Below are 16,590 nucleotides of genomic sequence, written 5' to 3'. Positions count from 1 at the left end.
GCGCGGTGGTCGAGCGTGCCCGCGCCGCGATGGGCGGGATCGAACAGGCATCGACCGAAATCGCCGAGATCATCGGCGTGATCGACGGCATCGCCTTCCAGACCAACCTTCTCGCGCTCAATGCCGGGGTCGAGGCGGCGCGCGCAGGCGATGCCGGCAAGGGCTTCGCGGTCGTCGCCTCCGAGGTCCGTGCGCTCGCTCAGCGCTCGGCCGATGCCGCGCACAGCGTGAAGACGCGCATCCTCGCCAGTTCGGAACAGGTGCGCAGCGGCGTCGCGCTGGTCGGCGAGACGGGCGAGGCGCTTGACCGGATCAACCAGGGCATGGTCCGCATCGGCACGCTGATGACCGGCATCGCCGACGACAGCGCGCGTCAGGCGGACGGCATGGGCCAGATCAATACCGCCCTGTCGCAGATGGACGGCGTGACCCAGCAGAATGCCGCGATGGTCGAGCAGGCCACCGCCGCCGCGCGCACGCTGGCGCAGGAGGCCGAGCAGTTGAACGAGGCCGTATCGCGCTTCCGCCTGGCCGCCACGCCCCCGGCCCCGTCCGTCCGATCGGCACTGGTCGCCCCGGTTCGCGAAGTGCGGCGGCGCGCGGCCAATGACGGCGGCTGGTCAGCCTTTTGACATGATGGCTTGGCGTCGCGAAACGCATCCTTTCCGCGTGCCCGCTTGATCCCCGACGCGACCCGCGCCACATGCGGGTCATGCTGATCGAGACCGAACCGACGCCCAACCCGGCGACGCTGAAATTCCTGCCCGGCCGCAAGGTCATGGACAGCGGCACCCGCGACTTCGCCTCGCCCGAGGAAGCCGCCGCCAGCCCGCTGGCCGAGGCGATCTTCAACTTAGGGGACGTGACCGGCGTATTCTTCGGCCGCGACTTCGTCTCGGTCACGGTCGCACCGGGTACCGACTGGTCGGAGGTCAAGCCCGACGTGCTCGGCATCCTGCTCGACCATTTTTCGGCGCAGATGCCGCTGTTCAAACAGGGCGCGGCCGATTTCGCGGTGCCGGGCGAGGAAGAGGCGTTCAGCGACGATCCCGAGGATGTCGACATCGTCGCGCAGATTCGCGAACTGATCGACACGCGCGTCCGCCCTGCCGTCGCCAATGACGGCGGCGACATCGTCTATCGCGGGTTCGACAAGGGCAAGGTCTATCTCAAGATGCAGGGCGCCTGCGCCGGCTGCCCCTCCTCGACCGCGACGCTGAAGAACGGCATCGAGCAGCTGCTGCGCCACTATGTCCCCGAAGTCACCGAAGTCAGGGCGGTCTGATGAACCCGATCGACGACGCCAGCCTCGACCGGCTGTTCCGTGAGGGGCGCACCTTCAACCATTATCTCGACACGCCTGTCAGCGAGGATGACATCCGCGCGCTGTGGGACCTGATGAAGATGGCCCCCACTTCGACCAACCAAATGCCGGCGCGATTGGTGTGGTGCCTGAGCCAGGAGGCCAAGGACAAGCTGGCCGACTGCGCGACGGGCAGCAACCCGGACAAGATCCGCGCCGCACCGGCGGCGGTCGTCATCGGCATGGACGTGAACTTCCACGAGAATCTGCCGCAACTCTTCCCGCATGTGGATGCCAAGAGCTGGTTCGACGGCAATACCGAGTTGCGTGAGGCGTCGGCCTTCCGCAACAGCTCGCTCCAGGGGGCCTATCTGATCCTCGCCGCGCGGGCGCTGGGGCTGGATACGGGCGCGATGTCGGGCTTCGACCAGGGCGCGGTCGACAAGGCGTTCTTCGCCGACCAGCCGGGTGTGCGCTCGAACTTCATCGCCACCATCGGCTATGGCGATCGCGACACGCTGCACCCGCGCAATCCGCGCCTGGCGTTCGAGCAGGCCAACCGGATCGTCTGAGCCGATCTTGCGCACGCTGGTCATCGACACCGCCACCGCCGCCTGCTCGGTCGCCCTTCTCGACGGCGACCGGGTGATCGCGCGCGCCCATGACGTGGTCGGGCGCGGCCATGCCGAAAAGCTGGTGCCGATGATCGCGGGCTTGCCCGATGGCGGCCGGGCGGAACGCATCCTGGTCGATTGCGGACCGGGCAGTTTCACCGGTATCCGCGTCGGCATCGCGGCGGCGCGAGGGCTGGCGCTGGGCTGGGGCGTGACCGCGACCGGGTATAACTCGCTCGCGCTGGTCGCCGCCGCCGCCTTCGCCACCTGCGACGACGACGCCGTCTCGGTCGTGCTGGAGGGCGGGCATGGTGAGGTCTTCGTCCAGGCCTTCGCGCGCGACCTGACGCCGCTGACCCCCTTCGCCTCGATGAAGCCCGATGCCGCGCTCGCCGCACTGGATGGCCGGCTGGCGGTGGGCAATGGCGTGCGCTGGCTGACCGCGCTGTCGCCCGATCTGCCGGTCGTCGAGGCGCTGCCCGATGCGGCCGAGGCATGGCGGCTGCCCCCCGCGCTGACCGCGCTGCCCCCGCGCCCGGTCTATGGCCGCGCGCCCGATGCCAAGCTGCCCGGCGGCATCACCCCGCCCGACGCCGGCACCGCCTGATGGCCAGCCTCAGCCTTTCGCTGCGCCCCGGGGATGCGCGCGACGCCGGGGCGGTCGAGGCGGTGATGGCCGCCGCTTTCGACCCGCAATGGGGCGAGGCGTGGACGCGTTCGCAACTGCTGGGCGTGATGGCGCTGCCCGGTATCCAGCTGACCCTGGCCGAGCTGGGCGACGAACCCGTCGGCTTCGCGCTGACCCGCTCCGTGATGGATGAAGCCGAGCTTCTGCTGCTGGGCGTCGTGCCCGACCATCGACGCGGCGGCGTCGCCAGCGCGCTGGTCGAACGGGTGATGCGCGACTGCGCCGCCGCCGGGGTCGTCACGCTGCATCTCGAGGTGCGCGCGAACAATCCAGCCGTGCACTTCTACACCCGCCACGGCTTCGCCAAATGCGGCGAGCGGCGCAATTATTACAAGGGTGCGGACGGCCGCCACTACGACGCGCACACCTATCGGCAGACCATAGGCTGACCCGATCACTGTCGACGGGTTATTGCGAGTCGCTATCCCCTTTTCGCAACAAGGCTTTGCGCGTAGAGAGGGGCCGAGCCCGAGGAGTTTTGAATATCATGGCCCGCAAGATCGATCTCGAAGCGCTGTGCGCCCAAAAGGGACTGCGCATTACCGAACAGCGCCGCGTGATCGCCCGTGTCCTGTCGGAGGCGGAGGACCACCCCGATGTGGAAAAGGTCTATGAGCGCGCCGCCAAGATCGATCCGGGCATCTCGATCGCGACCGTGTACCGCACCGTCCGCCTGTTCGAGGAAGCCGGCATCCTCGACCGTCACGATTTCGGCGATGGCCGCGCGCGGTACGAACCCTCGCCCGAGGCGCATCACGACCATCTGATCGACGTCGAGACCGGCCGCGTGATCGAGTTCGTCGACCCCGAGCTGGAACAGCTGCAAAAGGCGATCGCCGAAAAGCTGGGCTTCCGCCTGGTCGACCACCGCATGGAACTCTACGGCGTCAGCCTCGACCGCAAGAGTTGATGGCGGCCGTCGCTTCCAACAAAGACGACAGCAAGGGCGGCCTGCGTGCAGCGGGTCGCCTTTTATGTATCGTCGCCGCGCTGCTGATCGGGTTGGCGCTGCACGGCGCGTGGCGGCTGGTGGGCCGTGCCTCACCCTGGCCGCGCCGGTTTCTGCGGCGGGTGGCGGTGGTGCTGGGCGCGGACATCCGGATCGTCGGCCAACCGCTTCGCCGCGACGTGATGATCGCGGCCAACCATCTCAGCTGGTTCGACATCCTGCTGCTGGCAGGCACGGCGGGCACGCGCTTCGTCGCCAAGGCGGAGGTGGCGGCGCTGCCGCTGGTCGGCTGGTTGGCGGGGCTGAACCGCACCTTGTTCGTCGAGCGCGGTGACCGGCTGGGGGTGGGCGATCAGGTCGCCGCGATCCGCAGCGCGCTGGCGGATGGACAGCCGCTGGCGGTGTTTCCCGAAGGAACCACGGGGGACGACCTCTCGCTCCTGCCCTTCAAGCCCGCCCTGTTTGCCGCGCTGGTCCCGCCGATACCGGGCATGCGCGTCCAGCCGGTCAGGATCGATTACGGCGCGGCGGCCGACGACCTCGCCTGGCTGGGCAGCGATCCGGGCGATGCCCATGCCAAGCGCGTGCTGCGCCGACCGGGGCGGTTTGCCGTGACACTCCATTATCTGACGCCGTTCGATCCCGCCGACTATCCCGATCGCAAGGCCCTGGCCGCCGAAGCACGGGCACGGATCGCGGCCAGCTAACGTCGACCATGCCCCCGGACAGGGGAGGAATGGGGGAACGCTGGCGAGCCTGACCGTTTTGCGATAAGGGGCGCGGATGCCCGCATCCCCCAAGACCTTTCACGTCAAGTCCTTCGGCTGTCAGATGAACGTCTATGACGGCGAGCGCATGGCCGAGCTGATGGCCGCGCAAGGCCTGACCACGACCGACGATGCCAGTGCCGCCGATCTGGTGGTGCTCAACACCTGCCACATTCGCGAGCGCGCGACCGAGCGGGTCTATTCGGAGATCGGCCGGCTGCGCAAGGATGCGGGCGAACAGGGTCGCAAGCCGATGATCGCGGTCGCCGGCTGCGTCGCGCAGGCGGAAGGGGCAGAGATCGTTCGCCGCGCCAAGGTCGATGTGGTGGTCGGCCCGCAGGCCTATCACAATCTTCCCGATCTGGTCGCCAGGGCGGCGGCGGGCGAGGCCGCGCTCGATACCGACATGCCGGTCGAGTCGAAGTTCGCGCATCTGCCCGGCCGCCGCAAGGTGAACCCCTCGGCGTTCCTGACGGTGCAGGAAGGCTGCGACAAATTCTGCACCTATTGCGTCGTGCCCTATACGCGCGGCGCGGAGGTCAGCCGCTCCTATTCGGCGATCATGGACGAGGCGCGGTCGCTGGTCGATGCCGGTGCACGCGAGATCACGCTGCTCGGTCAGAACGTCAATGCGTGGAACGATGCCGACGATCGAGGGCTGCACGGCCTGATCCGCGAGATGGACCGGATTCCGGGGCTGCACCGCATCCGCTATACGACCAGCCATCCCAACGACATGACGCAGGGGCTGATCGACGCGCACGGCGATGTCGAGAGCCTGATGCCCTTCCTCCATCTGCCGGTCCAGTCGGGCAGCGACCGCATCCTGAAGGCGATGAACCGCCAGCATACGCGCGACAGCTATATGCGGGTCATGGACCGGGTGCGTGCGGCGCGCCCCGACATCGCGCTGTCGGGGGACTTCATCGTCGGTTTCCCCGGAGAAACCGAGGCGGACTTCGCCGACACGCTGAGCCTGGTTGACGCGATGGGCCATGCCCAGGCGTTCAGCTTCAAATATTCGCCCCGCCCCGGCACACCGGCGGCGGCGATGGGCGATCAGGTCCCGGCCGAGGTGATGGACGATCGGCTCCAGCGGTTGCAGGCGTCGCTCAACCGCGACCAGCATGCGTTCAATCTGGCGAGCGTGGGCCGGACCTGCACCGTCCTGATCGAACGGCGCGGCAAGCTGCCCGGCCAGATGCTCGGCAAGTCGCCCTGGCTCCAGTCGGTTCACCTGATCGGCGACCACCAGATCGGCGATCTGGTCGAGGCGGAACTGGTCGCGGCCGGCCCGAACTCGCTGACCGGACAGGCCAAGGTGAAGGTGGCGGCGTAACTCGCCCCGTTCACATCCCCAACCTCCGTTCAGGCTGAGCGAAGTCGAAGCCCACGCTTCCACGATTTTGGTTCGCGCGGAGACGCGGAGGCGCGGAGATGTCCGGCCTGTCGATGCTTCATCCGATCCTCGCGACCGGGAGACGTATATGATACGTCCGAGGCAGACAGGCCAAGATCGCGCCTGGATACACCCTCTCCGCGCCTCCGCGTCTCCGCGCGAACAAAATCTTCTTAATCGCGCAGAGGCGCAGAGAGCGCAGAGGAAGAAGAAGGTCTCCCGAGTGAAACGGAGGGCCTTTCTTCTCCGCGCACTCTGCGCCTCCGCGCGCCAAAAAAACCTTGCACACGTCACATCTATGTCACGCAATTTCGCTGGCGTTCCGATCCTCGCCACCCCATCTTGGGTGAACCTACTGACGGTGAAAGGACCGCATGAGCCGCAAGCCCCTCCCCGCCCAGGCCGGTGAACGCAGCCGGGCGGAACTCAGCTTCGACAAGCCGCAAGTGCTGGCGCAGCTGTTCGGCCAATATGACCGCAATCTGGTCGCATTGGAAAATCGATTGGGCGTCTACATCACCGCACGCGGCAACCGCGTCGGGCTGGAGGGGACCGCCGAGCAGGTCGCGCTGGCCCGCGACGTGCTGAACGACCTCTATGCCCGCATCCAGCGCGGCGAGGAGGTCGATACCGGCCTGGTCGACGCCGCGATCGCGATGGCGTCGGAACCCACGCTCGATGGCATCCTCAGCGCCGAACGCACCTCCGCCCCGCCGATCATGATCCGCACGCGCAAGAAAACGATCGTCCCGCGCACCCCCGCCCAGGCGCATTACATGAAGGAGCTCGTATCCAACGACATGATCTTCGCGCTGGGCCCGGCGGGCACCGGCAAGACCTATCTGGCGGTGGCGCAGGCGGTGGCGCAGCTCATCACCGGCTCGGTCCAGCGGCTGATCCTGTCGCGCCCGGCGGTCGAGGCGGGCGAGAAGCTGGGCTTCCTGCCCGGCGACATGAAGGAGAAGTTCGATCCCTATCTCCGCCCGCTCTACGATGCGCTGCACGACTGTCTACCCGCCGAGCAGGTGGAACGGCGGATCGCCAGCGGCGAGATCGAGATCGCGCCGATCGCCTTCATGCGCGGCCGGACGCTGGCCGACGCCTTCGTCATCCTCGACGAGGCGCAGAACACCACGCCCGCGCAGATGAAGATGTTCCTGACCCGCTTCGGCCAGAACAGCCGCATGGTCATCTGCGGCGATCCCAACCAGGTCGATCTGCCCGGCGGCGTGCCCGCGTCCGGGCTGGCCGATGCGGTGCGCCGTCTGGAGGGGATCGAGGGGATCGCCATGAGCCGCTTCACCGCCGCCGACGTCGTCCGCCACCCGATCGTCGGGCGGATCGTCGACGCCTATGAAGGGCCGAACGCCTGAGATAGGATGCGCGCATGGCCGAACGCGATCCCTATCCCCCGCTGACGCTGGGCTCCGACACGCGCGAGCAGGTCGCGCGCGCGGCCCGGCGTCTGGGCGTCAGCGAGGAGGAGGCGATTCGGCAGGCGCTGGCGGAATTGTTGGCGAAGCGGGTTGCCGATCAGCCGGGTCGGAAACCGTTGCGGGACGTCATCGCGGAACTGCATCGCACTTCGCCGCTGCCGCCGCCGACAGGGGTCGTCATCGACAAGGCATTTTATGACGATCTTTCGGGCGGCCTGTGACGCTGTTCGTGGATGCGTCAGCCTTGGTCGCGATTATCCTGAAGGAGCCGGATGTCGACATCCTCGCCGATCGGCTTGAGCGTTACGAACGCCGCCTGACCAGCGCCATCGCGCTTTGGGAGACGATGGCGGCGGTCCGCCGCGCGCGGGATACGAGCGTCGAATTGGCATGGGCCGAAGTCGAACGGTTTCGCACCGCGCTGGGCCTCAAACTCATTCCTATCGGCGCCCAGGAAGTGCAGCAAGCGGTCATAGCCCATGCCCGCTACGGCAAGGGCCACCACCCCGCCCGCCTCAACATGGGCGATTGCTTCGCCTATGCCTGCGCGCATGGCCAAGGCGCGGAACTCTTGTACAAGGGCGGCGATTTTGCCCTGACTGACCTGGCCGACCCCGAAAGGCTCCGATGATCGAGATTGCGCTGATTCACGAAGAGCCCTGGTCGGGCGATGAGGCGGGCTGGGAGGCGATCGCTACCCGCGCCGCGCGCGCCGCGATCGAGCTGACGCCGCATGGCCCCTTGCTGACCACACCCGCGCTGATCGAAATTTCGGTGCGGCTGACCGGCGATGACGAGGTGCACGCGCTCAACCGCCAGTACCGACAGAAGGACAAGTCGACCAACGTCCTGTCCTTCCCGATGGTGCAGCCCGACCTGATAGAGACGGTGACGCAGAATTCGGACGATGGCGAGGTGCTGCTCGGCGACATCGTGCTGGCCCACGGCGTCTGCGTTGCCGAAGCGGCCGAACGCGGGATAGCGACCGAAACCCATGCCACGCATCTGCTGGTGCACGGCGTGCTGCATCTGCTAGGCTATGACCATATGCAGGATGACGAGGCCGAAGCGATGGAAGCGATCGAGCGCGACGCGCTGGCCAGCCTCGGCATCGATGACCCCTATCTAGTGCGCGAGGACTGACACCCCCCGATGGCCGACGGCCCCAGTAGCAGCACCGGCAACGGTGACTCCAACGAAAATGGTATCTGGCGCGGGCTGAAAAGCCTGATCTTCGGCGAGGAGCAGGAAGAGTCGCTGCGCGACCAGCTGGAGGATGCGATCGACCGGCATGAGGGCGATCCTGGCCCCGATGCCAAGGGCGACCTGACCCCGCTGGAGCGGCAGATGGTGCGCAACCTGCTCCATTTCGGCGAACGCGATGCCGGCGATGTGGGCGTGCCCCGTGCCGACATCATCGCGGTCGAGGAGCGGACGACCTTCGACCATCTGGTCCAGATCTTCGCGGAAGCGGGGCACAGCCGCCTGCCCGTCTATCGTGAGACGCTCGATCAGATCATCGGCATGGTCCATATCAAGGACGTGTTCAACATCCTGGCGACCGGCGCGGAGCATCCCGCCAGCATCGCCGGGCTGATCCGCGACCCGCTCTATGTGCCGATGTCGCGCGGCGCGCTCGATCTGCTGGCCGATATGCGCCAGAAGCGGGTGCATCTGGCGGTGGTGCTCGACGAATATTCGGGAACCGAGGGCCTCGTCACCATCGAGGACCTGATCGAGGAGATCGTCGGCGAAATCGAGGACGAGCATGACGAGGCGCCACAGGCGATGCTGGTGCCGCTCGACGGCGGGGCCTGGGACGCCGATGCCCGCGTCGGGCTGGAGGAGGTCGGCCGTGCGGTCGACCCGGCGCTGGAAGAGGCGGAGGACGATGTCGACACGCTGGGCGGGCTGACCGCCGTGCTGGCGGGACAGGTGCCCCCGGTCGGCACCTGCATCGACCATCCCAGCGGCTGGCGGATCGAGGTGACTCAGGCGGACGAGCGCCGCATCCACCGTCTGCGCCTTCACCCGGCGGTCGCGACGGCGGAGGAGTGACCGGCGACCGTCGGGCGAGGCGACGCGTCCCCAACTAGGAACCCTTACGCGATTAAATCGCGAAGGGCCGGGCGTCGCTTCCGCCCCGCCCGATGCCACCCGCCTCAAAAATCACTCAATCGATCACAGACGGCAGTTTAATACGTTATCGCGATCGAACCCGCTCCCTTATTGTCCGTTCAAGAGGCCAGAACGCTGCAAGGGAGAGTTCCGATGGCAGATACCAAGAACCGTCTGACGACGACCGCCGGCGCGCCGGTCGGCGATAACCAGAATTCGATCACCATCGGTCCGCGCGGGCCCTTGCTGCTTCAGGATTACCAGCTGATCGAGAAGCTGGCGCATCAGAATCGCGAGCGTATCCCGGAGCGTGTCGTCCATGCCAAGGGCTGGGGCGCGTTCGGTACGCTGACCGTCACCTCGACCGAGGTGATGAAGTACACCAACGCCAAGCTGTTCAACGAGATCGGCAAGAAGACCGATCTGCTGCTGCGCTTCTCGACCGTCGCGGGCGAGCAGGGCGCGGCCGACGCCGAGCGCGACGTACGCGGCTTCTCGTTCAAATTCTATACCGAGGACGGCAATTGGGATCTGGTCGGCAACAACACGCCGATCTTCTTCGTGCGCGATCCGTACAAGTTCCCCGACTTCATCCGCACCCAGAAGCGCCACCCGCGCACCAACCTGCGCTCACCGACCGCGATGTGGGATTTCTGGTCGCTGTCGCCGGAGTCGGTGCACCAGATCACCATCCTGTTCTCCGACCGCGGCCTTCCCATCGGCCCGCAATATATGAACGGCTATGGAAGCCACACCTTCTCGTTCTGGAACGATGCGGGTGAGCGTTACTGGTGCAAGTTCCACTTCAAGACCCAGCAGGGCCATAAGCACTACACCAACGAGGAAGCCCGCGAGATCATCGGCAAGAGCCGCGAATCCTATCAGGAGGAGTTGTACGGCGCGATCCATGAGGGCCGCTTCCCCAAATGGACGATGTACGTCCAGGTGATGACCCAGGAACAGGCCAAGCATACCAGCTACAACCCGTTCGACCTGACCAAGGTCTGGCCGCACAGCGAGTTCCCGCTGATCGAGGTCGGCGAGATCGAGCTGAACAAGAACCCGGAGAATTACTTCGCCCAGGTCGAACAGGCCGCCTTCTCGCCATCGAACGTGGTGAAGGGCATCGGCTTCTCGCCCGACAAGATGCTCCAGGGGCGCATATTCTCCTATGCGGACGCGCATCGTTATCGCCTGGGCGCGCATTACGAGGCGCTGCCGGTCAACCAGCCCAAGGCGCCAGTCGCGCATTACCACAAGGACGGTTTGCTCCGCTTCTTCGCGGACAATGGCAACCCGGACGCCTATTACGAGCCCAACAGCTTCGACGGCCCCGCGCAGGACCCGAGCTACAACGAGCCGCCGATGGAAGTCGAAGGCGTCGCCAAGCGTTGGGAACAGCCGATCGGCGACGACGATTTCGTCCAGCCGCGCGCGCTGTGGGCGATGTTCTCGGACGAGCAGAAGGCCCGGCTCTACGGCAATCTGGCGGCGGCGATGCACGGCATCCCCGACTTCATCATCGAGCGTCAGCTCGGCCATTTCGCCAAGGTCGATCCGGCCTATGCGCAAGGGGTCCGCGATGCCCTCGCATCGCTCGACAAGAGCCAGGAAGACCGCGAGACCCACAAGGACGTGGATCGCATGGCCGTGACCGAGCCGCACAAGAATACCGAAGCCGAAGCTCCCAAGTTCGAGGGCGCGAAATAACTCCCTGACCTTCGCGCCTTCGACGGCCGCCGGTGCGCTCCCCTATGGCACCGGCGGCCAAATTTTTATCCGCATCCGGTCGATCCGGTTGACGCGCACACCCCCTTCCCCCCACGCGCCGCGACGCGTATCTCCAGGCCATGCGCAAACACGTCCTGATCGTCCTCGGCATCATCGTCCTGATCGGTATCGCCGTCATCGCCTGGCTGGCCTGGCCCGATACCGCGCGCCTCAGCGTCGATCAGGTCGCGGGCAAGCGGCCGACGATCGCGGCCCCGCGCGAGCAGGTGATCCCGACGGTCAATATCGCCAAACCGGTCGGCTGGGCCCAGGGAGCCAAGCCGCAGGTCGCACCGGGGCTGGCGATCCGGGCCTTCGCGACGCAGCTCGATCACCCCCGCTGGCTGTACGAACTGCCCAATGGCGACGTGCTGGTCGCCGAGACCAACTCGCCGCCGCGCCCCGCCGCTGGCATCACGCAGCGGGTGATGAACTTCTTCCTGGGCCGCGCCGGCGCAGCCGTACCCTCGGCCAATCGCATCTCGCTGCTGCGCGATACCAATGGCGACGGCGTGGCCGACATGAAGACTGCGTTCATGACCGGGCTGAACTCGCCCTTCGGCATGGTGCTGTTCGACGGCGCGCTCTACATCGCGAACACCGATGCACTGGTCCGCGTACCGTATCGCGAGGGCGAGACGCAGATCACCGCCAAGCCCGAAAAGGTCATTCCGCTGCCCCCGGCGGGCAACCACTGGGCGCGCAACGTGATCGCGGCGGAGGACGGCAGGACGCTCTATGTCTCGGTCGGCTCGGCGAGCAATATCGCCGAGAACGGAATGGCGGCCGAGAAGAACCGTGCCGCCATCCTGCAGGTGTGGCCCAAGGACAAATATTGGCGCATCTATGCCGCCGGGTTGCGCAATCCGGTGGGCATGGCGCTGAACCCGATCAACAACCGGCTGTGGACGGTGGTGAATGAGCGCGACATGCTCGGCTCCGACCTGGCGCCCGACTATCTGACCCAGATCGAACTGGGCGATCATTTCGGTTGGCCCTGGTATTATTGGGGCGGCTATCCCGACACGCGGGTCGAGCCCGAGAACCCCGCGCTCCAGCAATATGTGAAGCGCCCCGACTATGCGCTGGGGCCGCACGTCGCGGCACTGGGCCTGACCTTCTCGCAAGGGGCCAGGCTCGGCGACCGCTATGCGCGCGGCGCGTTCATCGGCGAGCATGGCTCCTGGAACCGCAAGCCCGCCTCGGGCTACAAGGTCGTGTTCGTGCCGTTCGGCCCCAACGGTTTCCCCGTGGCGGGCGCCAAGCCGGTCGATGTGGTCAGCGGCTTCCTCGACGCCAAGGGTGAGGCGCAAGGCCGGCCGGTCGGCGTGATCGTCGACAAGGCGGGCGGGCTGCTGGTCGCCGACGATGTCGGCAATGTCGTGTGGCGGGTCAGCGCCGCGCGGTGACGCGCGGCCGGCGGATCAGGCCGGCTTGACCCGCAGCAGCGCCAGGCCGAAGCCGACGAAGATCGCGCCGGTGACCCGGTTGAACCCGCGCTTCACGGCCGGGCGGGCCAGATAGCGCGACAGCGAACGCCCGCCGAGCGCATAGACGCCGTACCAAAAGCCCTCGATCACCGCGAAGGTCGCGACGAGCGTGGCGAACTGGGGTATCTGCGCGCGGGCGGGGTTGATGAACTGCGGCAGGAAGGCGACCGCGAACAGGATCAGCTTGGGATTGCTGATCCCGATCAGAAAGCCGCCCCGGAACAACGCGGTGCGCGATACGCTGCGCGGCAGCGCGCCCTCGCCGACATCGAGCGGCGCGCTGTCCGCACGCCATGCCTTGATGCCCAGATACAGCAGATAGGCGACGCCGGCATAACGGATCACCTCGAACGCGCCGGGCAGGGCGAGCAGCAGCGTGGTTAGGCCCGCCGCCGAAGCGGCCAGCACGAGGACGACGGCGGACAGACACCCCGCCATGGCGGCGACGCTGCGCTTCAGTCCCATGTCGACCGAGCGGGTCAGGATGTGCAGCATGTTGGGCCCCGGCGTCCCCGACAACAGGAACACGGCCCCGACGAAGAGCCACCAGATATGCAGCGCCATTTGCGTTTCCCTATCGCCGCCATGGGCAGGCGGCGGGGTGGCATTAGGCGCGGCTTGAAATCACTGCAAATATTCTCTCCGATACGGAGAGGGGGACCATGCGAAATATGGTGGTGGGGCGGGCCACCAGGGATGTGCCTTGCGAAAGCTCCCCGCGTCAGACCTACTTCAGCAGCTTGGGAGCCTCGGACCGGATCACCGACTCGATCTGCCCGGAAAACAGCGACAGGAAGCCCGGCAGGTTGACGACGGCATGGACCTTGTCGTCGAACACGGTCGCCTGCGCCGCCACAGACTGGCCCATCGCGCCGACGGTGAAGTGCATGGTGTCGCCGTCCCAGCGATGCGAGACCGTGGCGCCGCCGGGGATCAGCCGGCCGATCTTACCGACACCGCCGTCCAGGCGCTCGCGCACCGCCGCCTTGCCGAGCTTATGGGGAATATCGAGCGAGATCGGGGCACTCATGCGGGCATCTCCGTGGCAAAGAGCATCGCGTCGTCGGCAAAGGCCTTGAACTCCAGCGCGTTGCCGCTGGGGTCGCGGAAGAACATCGTCGCCTGCTCGCCTGGCTGGCCCTTGAAGCGGATGTGAGGATCGATGCCGAACGGCACCCCCGCCCCCTTCACCCGCGCGGCAAGATCTTCCCAGTCGGCCATGGTCAGGACGACGCCGAAATGCGGCACCGGCACCTGATGGCCATCGACCGCATTCTCCACCGCCACCGGCTTCGCCGCAGGATCGAGATGCGCGACGATCTGATGCCCGAACAGGTCGAAGTCGATCCAGTGATCGCTCGACCGCCCCTCGGCACAGCCGAGGATGCGACCGTAAAAGTCGCGAGCGGCGGCAAGGTCGTGGACTGGAAAGGCGAGATGGAAGGGGCGCAGCGTCATGGCGGAAAGCTAGGATGGCGTTGACGATTTTGCCACCCTTTCCATGCGCAGCATGGTGGAGGGGGCTTGCCGCCAGGATATGCTTTGCGGAAGTCCCCCCTCCGTCAGCGCCGTGCCCTGCCACCTCCCTGTGCCGGGGAGGAATTGAAACGAACTCCCGCATTGCTCCTGTCATGCACAGGCGTCATATCCTGCCGCCGTGACCCGATACCCCGCCCTCGTCGCCCTGATCGCAGGCGCCGTCGCCGCCTGCGGCTTCGCCCCGCTCGACCTCTGGCCGCTGCTGCTCGGCGGGCTGATCGTCCTGCTCGCGCTGGTGCAGGATGCGCCCACCATGCGGGCCGCGCTGTGGCGCGGATGGGCATTCGGGGTCGGGCATTTCACCGTCAACAACAACTGGTTCCAGCACGCCTTCGACTTTCAGGACAAGATGCCCCCGGTACTGGGCTATTTCGCCGCCGTGGGCCTCGCGCTCTACCTCGCCATCTTTCCGATGGCGGCGGCGGGCGTGGCGTGGCGGTTCCGCGGGCGGCGGGCGGACATCGCCTATGTCCTGATCTTCGGCGCGGCGTGGATCGCGACCGAATATCTACGCGCACGGCTGTTCACCGGCTATGCCTGGGACCCGATCTCGGTCGCGTGGCTGCCGGTGATCGGCGTGGCGCGGATGAGCGCGTTCGTCGGCACCTATGCGCTGTCGGGGCTGACCGTTGTGCTGGCGGGCGCGATCTGGCTGGCGGTTCGCAAGGACTGGCACCTGGCCGCCGTCATGATCCCCGTCACCGGCGCCGCCGCGCTGTCCGCGCCGCTGACGCGCGCCCCCAAAGCCGCCGCCGATGCGCCGCTGGTGCGCGTGGTCCAGCCCAATGTCAGCCAGGATCAGCGCGGCGAAAGCGACGGCCCGCTGCTGATGAAGCGGCTGACCGAATTGTCGGGCCGCCCCGGCCCCCGCCCCCGGCTGGTCGTCTGGCCCGAGGGCGTGGTGCGCGACATGATCGAGGACGGCTATCCCGACTGGGCCTATTTCGGGTTCAACTATGCCCCGCCCGCCTGGACCCGCCGCCAGATCGCCGCCGTGCTGGGTCCGCGCGATACCGCGCTGGTCGGGGGCACCGCGCTGATCTTCTCCGCCAATCGCGCCCGCGTGAACAGCGCGACCAACAGCGTCTTTGCGATCAACCCGCGCGCGCAGATCACCGGCCGCTACGACAAGGCGCATCTGGTGCCTTATGGCGAGTATCTGCCCATGCCGTGGCTGCTCAAGCCGCTGGGCCTCGCCCGCCTGGTGCCCGGCGACATGGACTTCACCCCCGGCCCCGGCCCCCGCAACCTGCGCGTGCCGGGCTTCGGGCCGGTGGGCGTGCAGCTCTGCTACGAGATCATCTTTTCGGGCCAGGTGGTCGACGAGGCGCATCGCCCACGCCTGATCTTCAATCCCTCCAACGACGCCTGGTTCGGCCGCTGGGGCCCGCCGCAGCATCTGGCACAGGCGCGGATGCGCGCGATCGAGGAGGGGCTGCCGATCCTGCGCGCCACGCCCAACGGCATCTCCGCGATCATCGCCGCCGATGGCCGGCTGGTCGCCACCGTCCCGCATCTGACCGCCGGCGCGGCCGAAGCCCCCCTGCCCGCCGCACTACCGCCGACGGTGTTTTCCCGGGTCGGCAACATGCTGGCGCTGGCCATCGCCGCAGGCCTAGCCGCGATCGGCGTTGCCATCCGCCGCCGTCGCCGCTAGAGGACATATAAAGCTATCTTTATATCGTTATGAGGACGGGAATGCGGAACTCGTACATCTTCACCTCGGAATCGGTTTCCGAAGGTCACCCCGACAAGGTCGCCGACCAGATCAGCGACGCGATCGTCGACCTGTTCCTGTCCAAGGACTCCGAAGCGCGCATCGCCTGCGAGACGCTGACCACCACCAACAAGGTCGTGCTGGCGGGTGAGATCCGCTGCAAGGGCGTGTTCGAGAACGACCAGTGGGCCGAAGGCGCGCTGGAAGAGATCGAGCAGACCGTGCGCGATACCGTCAAGCGCATCGGCTACGAACAGTCGGGCTTCCACTGGCAGACGTTCGACTTCTCGAATAACCTGCACGCCCAGTCGGCGCATATCGCGATGGGCGTGGACGAGAGCGGCAACAAGGACGAAGGCGCCGGCGACCAGGGCATCATGTTCGGTTACGCGACCGACGAGACGCCCGGCCTGATGCCCGCCACCCTCTATTACAGCCACAAGATCCTGGAAAAGATGGCGGCCGACCGCCATTCCGGCGCGGCCCCCTTCCTGGAGCCCGACGCCAAGAGCCAGGTGACGCTGCAGTACGAGAATGGCGTGCCGGTCCGCGCGACCGCGATCGTCGTGTCGACCCAGCATTCGGCCGAGCTGTCGAACGAGGCGGGCCAGGCCAAGCTTCGCGACTATGTGAAGGGCGTCCTCACCGAAATCCTGCCCGAAGGCTGGCTGCCCGAGGAGAAGCAGATCTACGTCAACCCGACCGGCCTGTTCGAAATCGGCGGCCCGGACGGGGACGCAGGGCTCACCGGCCGCAAGATCATCGTCGACACCTATGGCGGTGCGGCCCCGCATGGCGGC

The 16,590-nt window shown here is 66.9% G+C and carries 20 protein-coding genes; 17 read left to right on the top strand and 3 right to left on the bottom strand.

The annotated features are described in order from the left end of the window. The 15 genes from ACQKJZ_RS12155 to ACQKJZ_RS12085 all read left to right on the top strand — a co-directional run. A partial coding sequence (locus tag ACQKJZ_RS12155; protein WP_427731315.1) for a methyl-accepting chemotaxis protein occupies positions 1-632 on the top strand: 632 nt, incomplete at its 5' end. A gap of 80 nt (positions 633-712) precedes the next feature. Beyond that, positions 713-1,285 (top strand): NifU family protein, encoded by a 573-nt coding sequence (locus tag ACQKJZ_RS12150; protein WP_427731314.1) that lies wholly within the window; start codon positions 713-715, stop codon positions 1,283-1,285. After that, the gene (locus ACQKJZ_RS12145; RefSeq protein ID WP_427731313.1) at positions 1,285-1,875 is read left to right on the top strand and encodes a malonic semialdehyde reductase; all 591 of its coding nucleotides are present in this window, start codon (positions 1,285-1,287) and stop codon (positions 1,873-1,875) included. Before ACQKJZ_RS12150 ends, ACQKJZ_RS12145 begins: the two co-directional genes overlap by 1 nt. Before the next feature lie 7 nt (positions 1,876-1,882). Then, complete coding sequence (gene tsaB, locus ACQKJZ_RS12140) at positions 1,883-2,524, top strand: tRNA (adenosine(37)-N6)-threonylcarbamoyltransferase complex dimerization subunit type 1 TsaB (RefSeq protein WP_427731311.1); 642 nt, start codon at positions 1,883-1,885, stop codon at positions 2,522-2,524. Further along, a complete protein-coding gene (locus ACQKJZ_RS12135; protein WP_427731310.1) occupies positions 2,524-2,994 on the top strand; it encodes a GNAT family N-acetyltransferase in 471 nt (156 codons plus the stop codon). The genes tsaB and ACQKJZ_RS12135 overlap by 1 nt, the downstream gene beginning before the upstream one ends. 98 nt (positions 2,995-3,092) lie before the next feature. Continuing rightward, positions 3,093-3,515 carry a Fur family transcriptional regulator gene (locus ACQKJZ_RS12130; RefSeq protein ID WP_042489602.1) on the top strand — a complete coding sequence of 141 codons (423 nt, stop codon included), beginning with the start codon at positions 3,093-3,095 and terminating at the stop codon, positions 3,513-3,515. Then, positions 3,515-4,261, top strand: coding sequence for a lysophospholipid acyltransferase family protein (locus ACQKJZ_RS12125; RefSeq protein ID WP_427731309.1), 747 nt, complete (start codon positions 3,515-3,517; stop codon positions 4,259-4,261). The genes ACQKJZ_RS12130 and ACQKJZ_RS12125 overlap by 1 nt, the downstream gene beginning before the upstream one ends. Before the next feature lie 76 nt (positions 4,262-4,337). Beyond that, a complete protein-coding gene (gene miaB / locus ACQKJZ_RS12120; protein ID WP_427731308.1) occupies positions 4,338-5,660 on the top strand; it encodes a tRNA (N6-isopentenyl adenosine(37)-C2)-methylthiotransferase MiaB in 1,323 nt (440 codons plus the stop codon). Between the two features lie 434 nt (positions 5,661-6,094). Further along, positions 6,095-7,093 (top strand): PhoH family protein, encoded by a 999-nt coding sequence (locus ACQKJZ_RS12115; protein ID WP_427731307.1) that lies wholly within the window; start codon positions 6,095-6,097, stop codon positions 7,091-7,093. Between the two features lie 14 nt (positions 7,094-7,107). After that, positions 7,108-7,377: a type II toxin-antitoxin system VapB family antitoxin gene (locus ACQKJZ_RS12110; protein ID WP_427731306.1), complete on the top strand. Its 270-nt coding sequence runs from the start codon at positions 7,108-7,110 to the stop codon at positions 7,375-7,377. Beyond that, on the top strand, positions 7,374-7,787 hold the full coding sequence (locus ACQKJZ_RS12105; RefSeq protein WP_427731305.1) for a type II toxin-antitoxin system VapC family toxin: 414 nt from the start codon (positions 7,374-7,376) through the stop codon (positions 7,785-7,787). The genes ACQKJZ_RS12110 and ACQKJZ_RS12105 overlap by 4 nt, the downstream gene beginning before the upstream one ends. After that, a complete protein-coding gene (ybeY, locus tag ACQKJZ_RS12100; protein ID WP_427731304.1) occupies positions 7,784-8,299 on the top strand; it encodes an rRNA maturation RNase YbeY in 516 nt (171 codons plus the stop codon). The genes ACQKJZ_RS12105 and ybeY overlap by 4 nt, the downstream gene beginning before the upstream one ends. A gap of 9 nt (positions 8,300-8,308) precedes the next feature. Then, entirely contained in the window at positions 8,309-9,214 is a 906-nt protein-coding gene (locus ACQKJZ_RS12095; protein ID WP_312489326.1) for a hemolysin family protein, read from the top strand. Between the two features lie 213 nt (positions 9,215-9,427). Further along, positions 9,428-10,984, top strand: a complete 1,557-nt coding sequence (locus ACQKJZ_RS12090; RefSeq protein WP_427731303.1) for a catalase — start codon at positions 9,428-9,430, stop codon at positions 10,982-10,984. Positions 10,985-11,124: 140 nt separating this feature from the next. Continuing rightward, positions 11,125-12,453 (top strand): PQQ-dependent sugar dehydrogenase, encoded by a 1,329-nt coding sequence (locus ACQKJZ_RS12085; protein ID WP_427731301.1) that lies wholly within the window; start codon positions 11,125-11,127, stop codon positions 12,451-12,453. 15 nt (positions 12,454-12,468) lie between these two features. Here ACQKJZ_RS12085 and ACQKJZ_RS12080 read toward each other — a convergent pair whose 3' ends face one another. The 3 genes from ACQKJZ_RS12080 to ACQKJZ_RS12070 form a co-directional block, all read right to left on the bottom strand. Next, complete coding sequence (locus tag ACQKJZ_RS12080; protein WP_427731300.1) at positions 12,469-13,098, bottom strand: LysE family translocator; 630 nt, start codon at positions 13,096-13,098, stop codon at positions 12,469-12,471. A gap of 163 nt (positions 13,099-13,261) precedes the next feature. Then, the gene (locus ACQKJZ_RS12075; protein ID WP_312489330.1) at positions 13,262-13,564 is read right to left on the bottom strand and encodes a polyhydroxyalkanoic acid system family protein; all 303 of its coding nucleotides are present in this window, start codon (positions 13,562-13,564) and stop codon (positions 13,262-13,264) included. Continuing rightward, positions 13,561-13,992, bottom strand: coding sequence for a VOC family protein (locus ACQKJZ_RS12070; RefSeq protein WP_427731299.1), 432 nt, complete (start codon positions 13,990-13,992; stop codon positions 13,561-13,563). The genes ACQKJZ_RS12075 and ACQKJZ_RS12070 overlap by 4 nt, the downstream gene beginning before the upstream one ends. Positions 13,993-14,191: 199 nt before the next feature. Between ACQKJZ_RS12070 and lnt the strand changes: the two genes are divergently transcribed. Both lnt and ACQKJZ_RS12060 read left to right on the top strand, forming a co-directional pair. Further along, positions 14,192-15,730, top strand: coding sequence for an apolipoprotein N-acyltransferase (gene lnt, locus ACQKJZ_RS12065; protein ID WP_427731298.1), 1,539 nt, complete (start codon positions 14,192-14,194; stop codon positions 15,728-15,730). Between the two features lie 41 nt (positions 15,731-15,771). Further along, on the top strand, positions 15,772-16,590 hold an 819-nt coding region (locus tag ACQKJZ_RS12060; protein ID WP_427731297.1), incomplete at its 3' end, for a methionine adenosyltransferase domain-containing protein.

This window comes from Sphingomonas sp. NPDC019816 (genome assembly GCF_050274375.1).
In the GTDB taxonomy this organism is placed as follows: Bacteria; Pseudomonadota; Alphaproteobacteria; order Sphingomonadales; family Sphingomonadaceae; genus Sphingomonas.
Note: the sequence above shows the minus strand (reverse complement) of the source record. Positions and strands in the feature narration are given on the sequence as shown.

Bases quoted from the DNA above. Each gene is read 5' to 3' on its own strand.
- ACQKJZ_RS12070 (WP_427731299.1), bottom strand. From the start codon at position 13,992: ATGACGCTGCGCCCCTTCCATCTCGCCTTTCCAGTCCACGACCTTGCC.
- ACQKJZ_RS12150 (WP_427731314.1), top strand. From the start codon at position 713: ATGCTGATCGAGACCGAACCGACGCCCAACCCGGCGACGCTGAAATTC.
- miaB (WP_427731308.1), top strand. From the start codon at position 4,338: ATGCCCGCATCCCCCAAGACCTTTCACGTCAAGTCCTTCGGCTGTCAG.
- ACQKJZ_RS12090 (WP_427731303.1), top strand. From the start codon at position 9,428: ATGGCAGATACCAAGAACCGTCTGACGACGACCGCCGGCGCGCCGGTC.
- ACQKJZ_RS12125 (WP_427731309.1), top strand. From the start codon at position 3,515: ATGGCGGCCGTCGCTTCCAACAAAGACGACAGCAAGGGCGGCCTGCGT.
- ACQKJZ_RS12085 (WP_427731301.1), top strand. From the start codon at position 11,125: ATGCGCAAACACGTCCTGATCGTCCTCGGCATCATCGTCCTGATCGGT.
- ACQKJZ_RS12110 (WP_427731306.1), top strand. From the start codon at position 7,108: ATGGCCGAACGCGATCCCTATCCCCCGCTGACGCTGGGCTCCGACACG.
- ACQKJZ_RS12130 (WP_042489602.1), top strand. From the start codon at position 3,093: ATGGCCCGCAAGATCGATCTCGAAGCGCTGTGCGCCCAAAAGGGACTG.
- ACQKJZ_RS12080 (WP_427731300.1), bottom strand. From the start codon at position 13,098: ATGGCGCTGCATATCTGGTGGCTCTTCGTCGGGGCCGTGTTCCTGTTG.
- ACQKJZ_RS12145 (WP_427731313.1), top strand. From the start codon at position 1,285: ATGAACCCGATCGACGACGCCAGCCTCGACCGGCTGTTCCGTGAGGGG.
- ACQKJZ_RS12115 (WP_427731307.1), top strand. From the start codon at position 6,095: ATGAGCCGCAAGCCCCTCCCCGCCCAGGCCGGTGAACGCAGCCGGGCG.
- ACQKJZ_RS12135 (WP_427731310.1), top strand. From the start codon at position 2,524: ATGGCCAGCCTCAGCCTTTCGCTGCGCCCCGGGGATGCGCGCGACGCC.
- ACQKJZ_RS12095 (WP_312489326.1), top strand. From the start codon at position 8,309: ATGGCCGACGGCCCCAGTAGCAGCACCGGCAACGGTGACTCCAACGAA.
- ybeY (WP_427731304.1), top strand. From the start codon at position 7,784: ATGATCGAGATTGCGCTGATTCACGAAGAGCCCTGGTCGGGCGATGAG.
- ACQKJZ_RS12075 (WP_312489330.1), bottom strand. From the start codon at position 13,564: ATGAGTGCCCCGATCTCGCTCGATATTCCCCATAAGCTCGGCAAGGCG.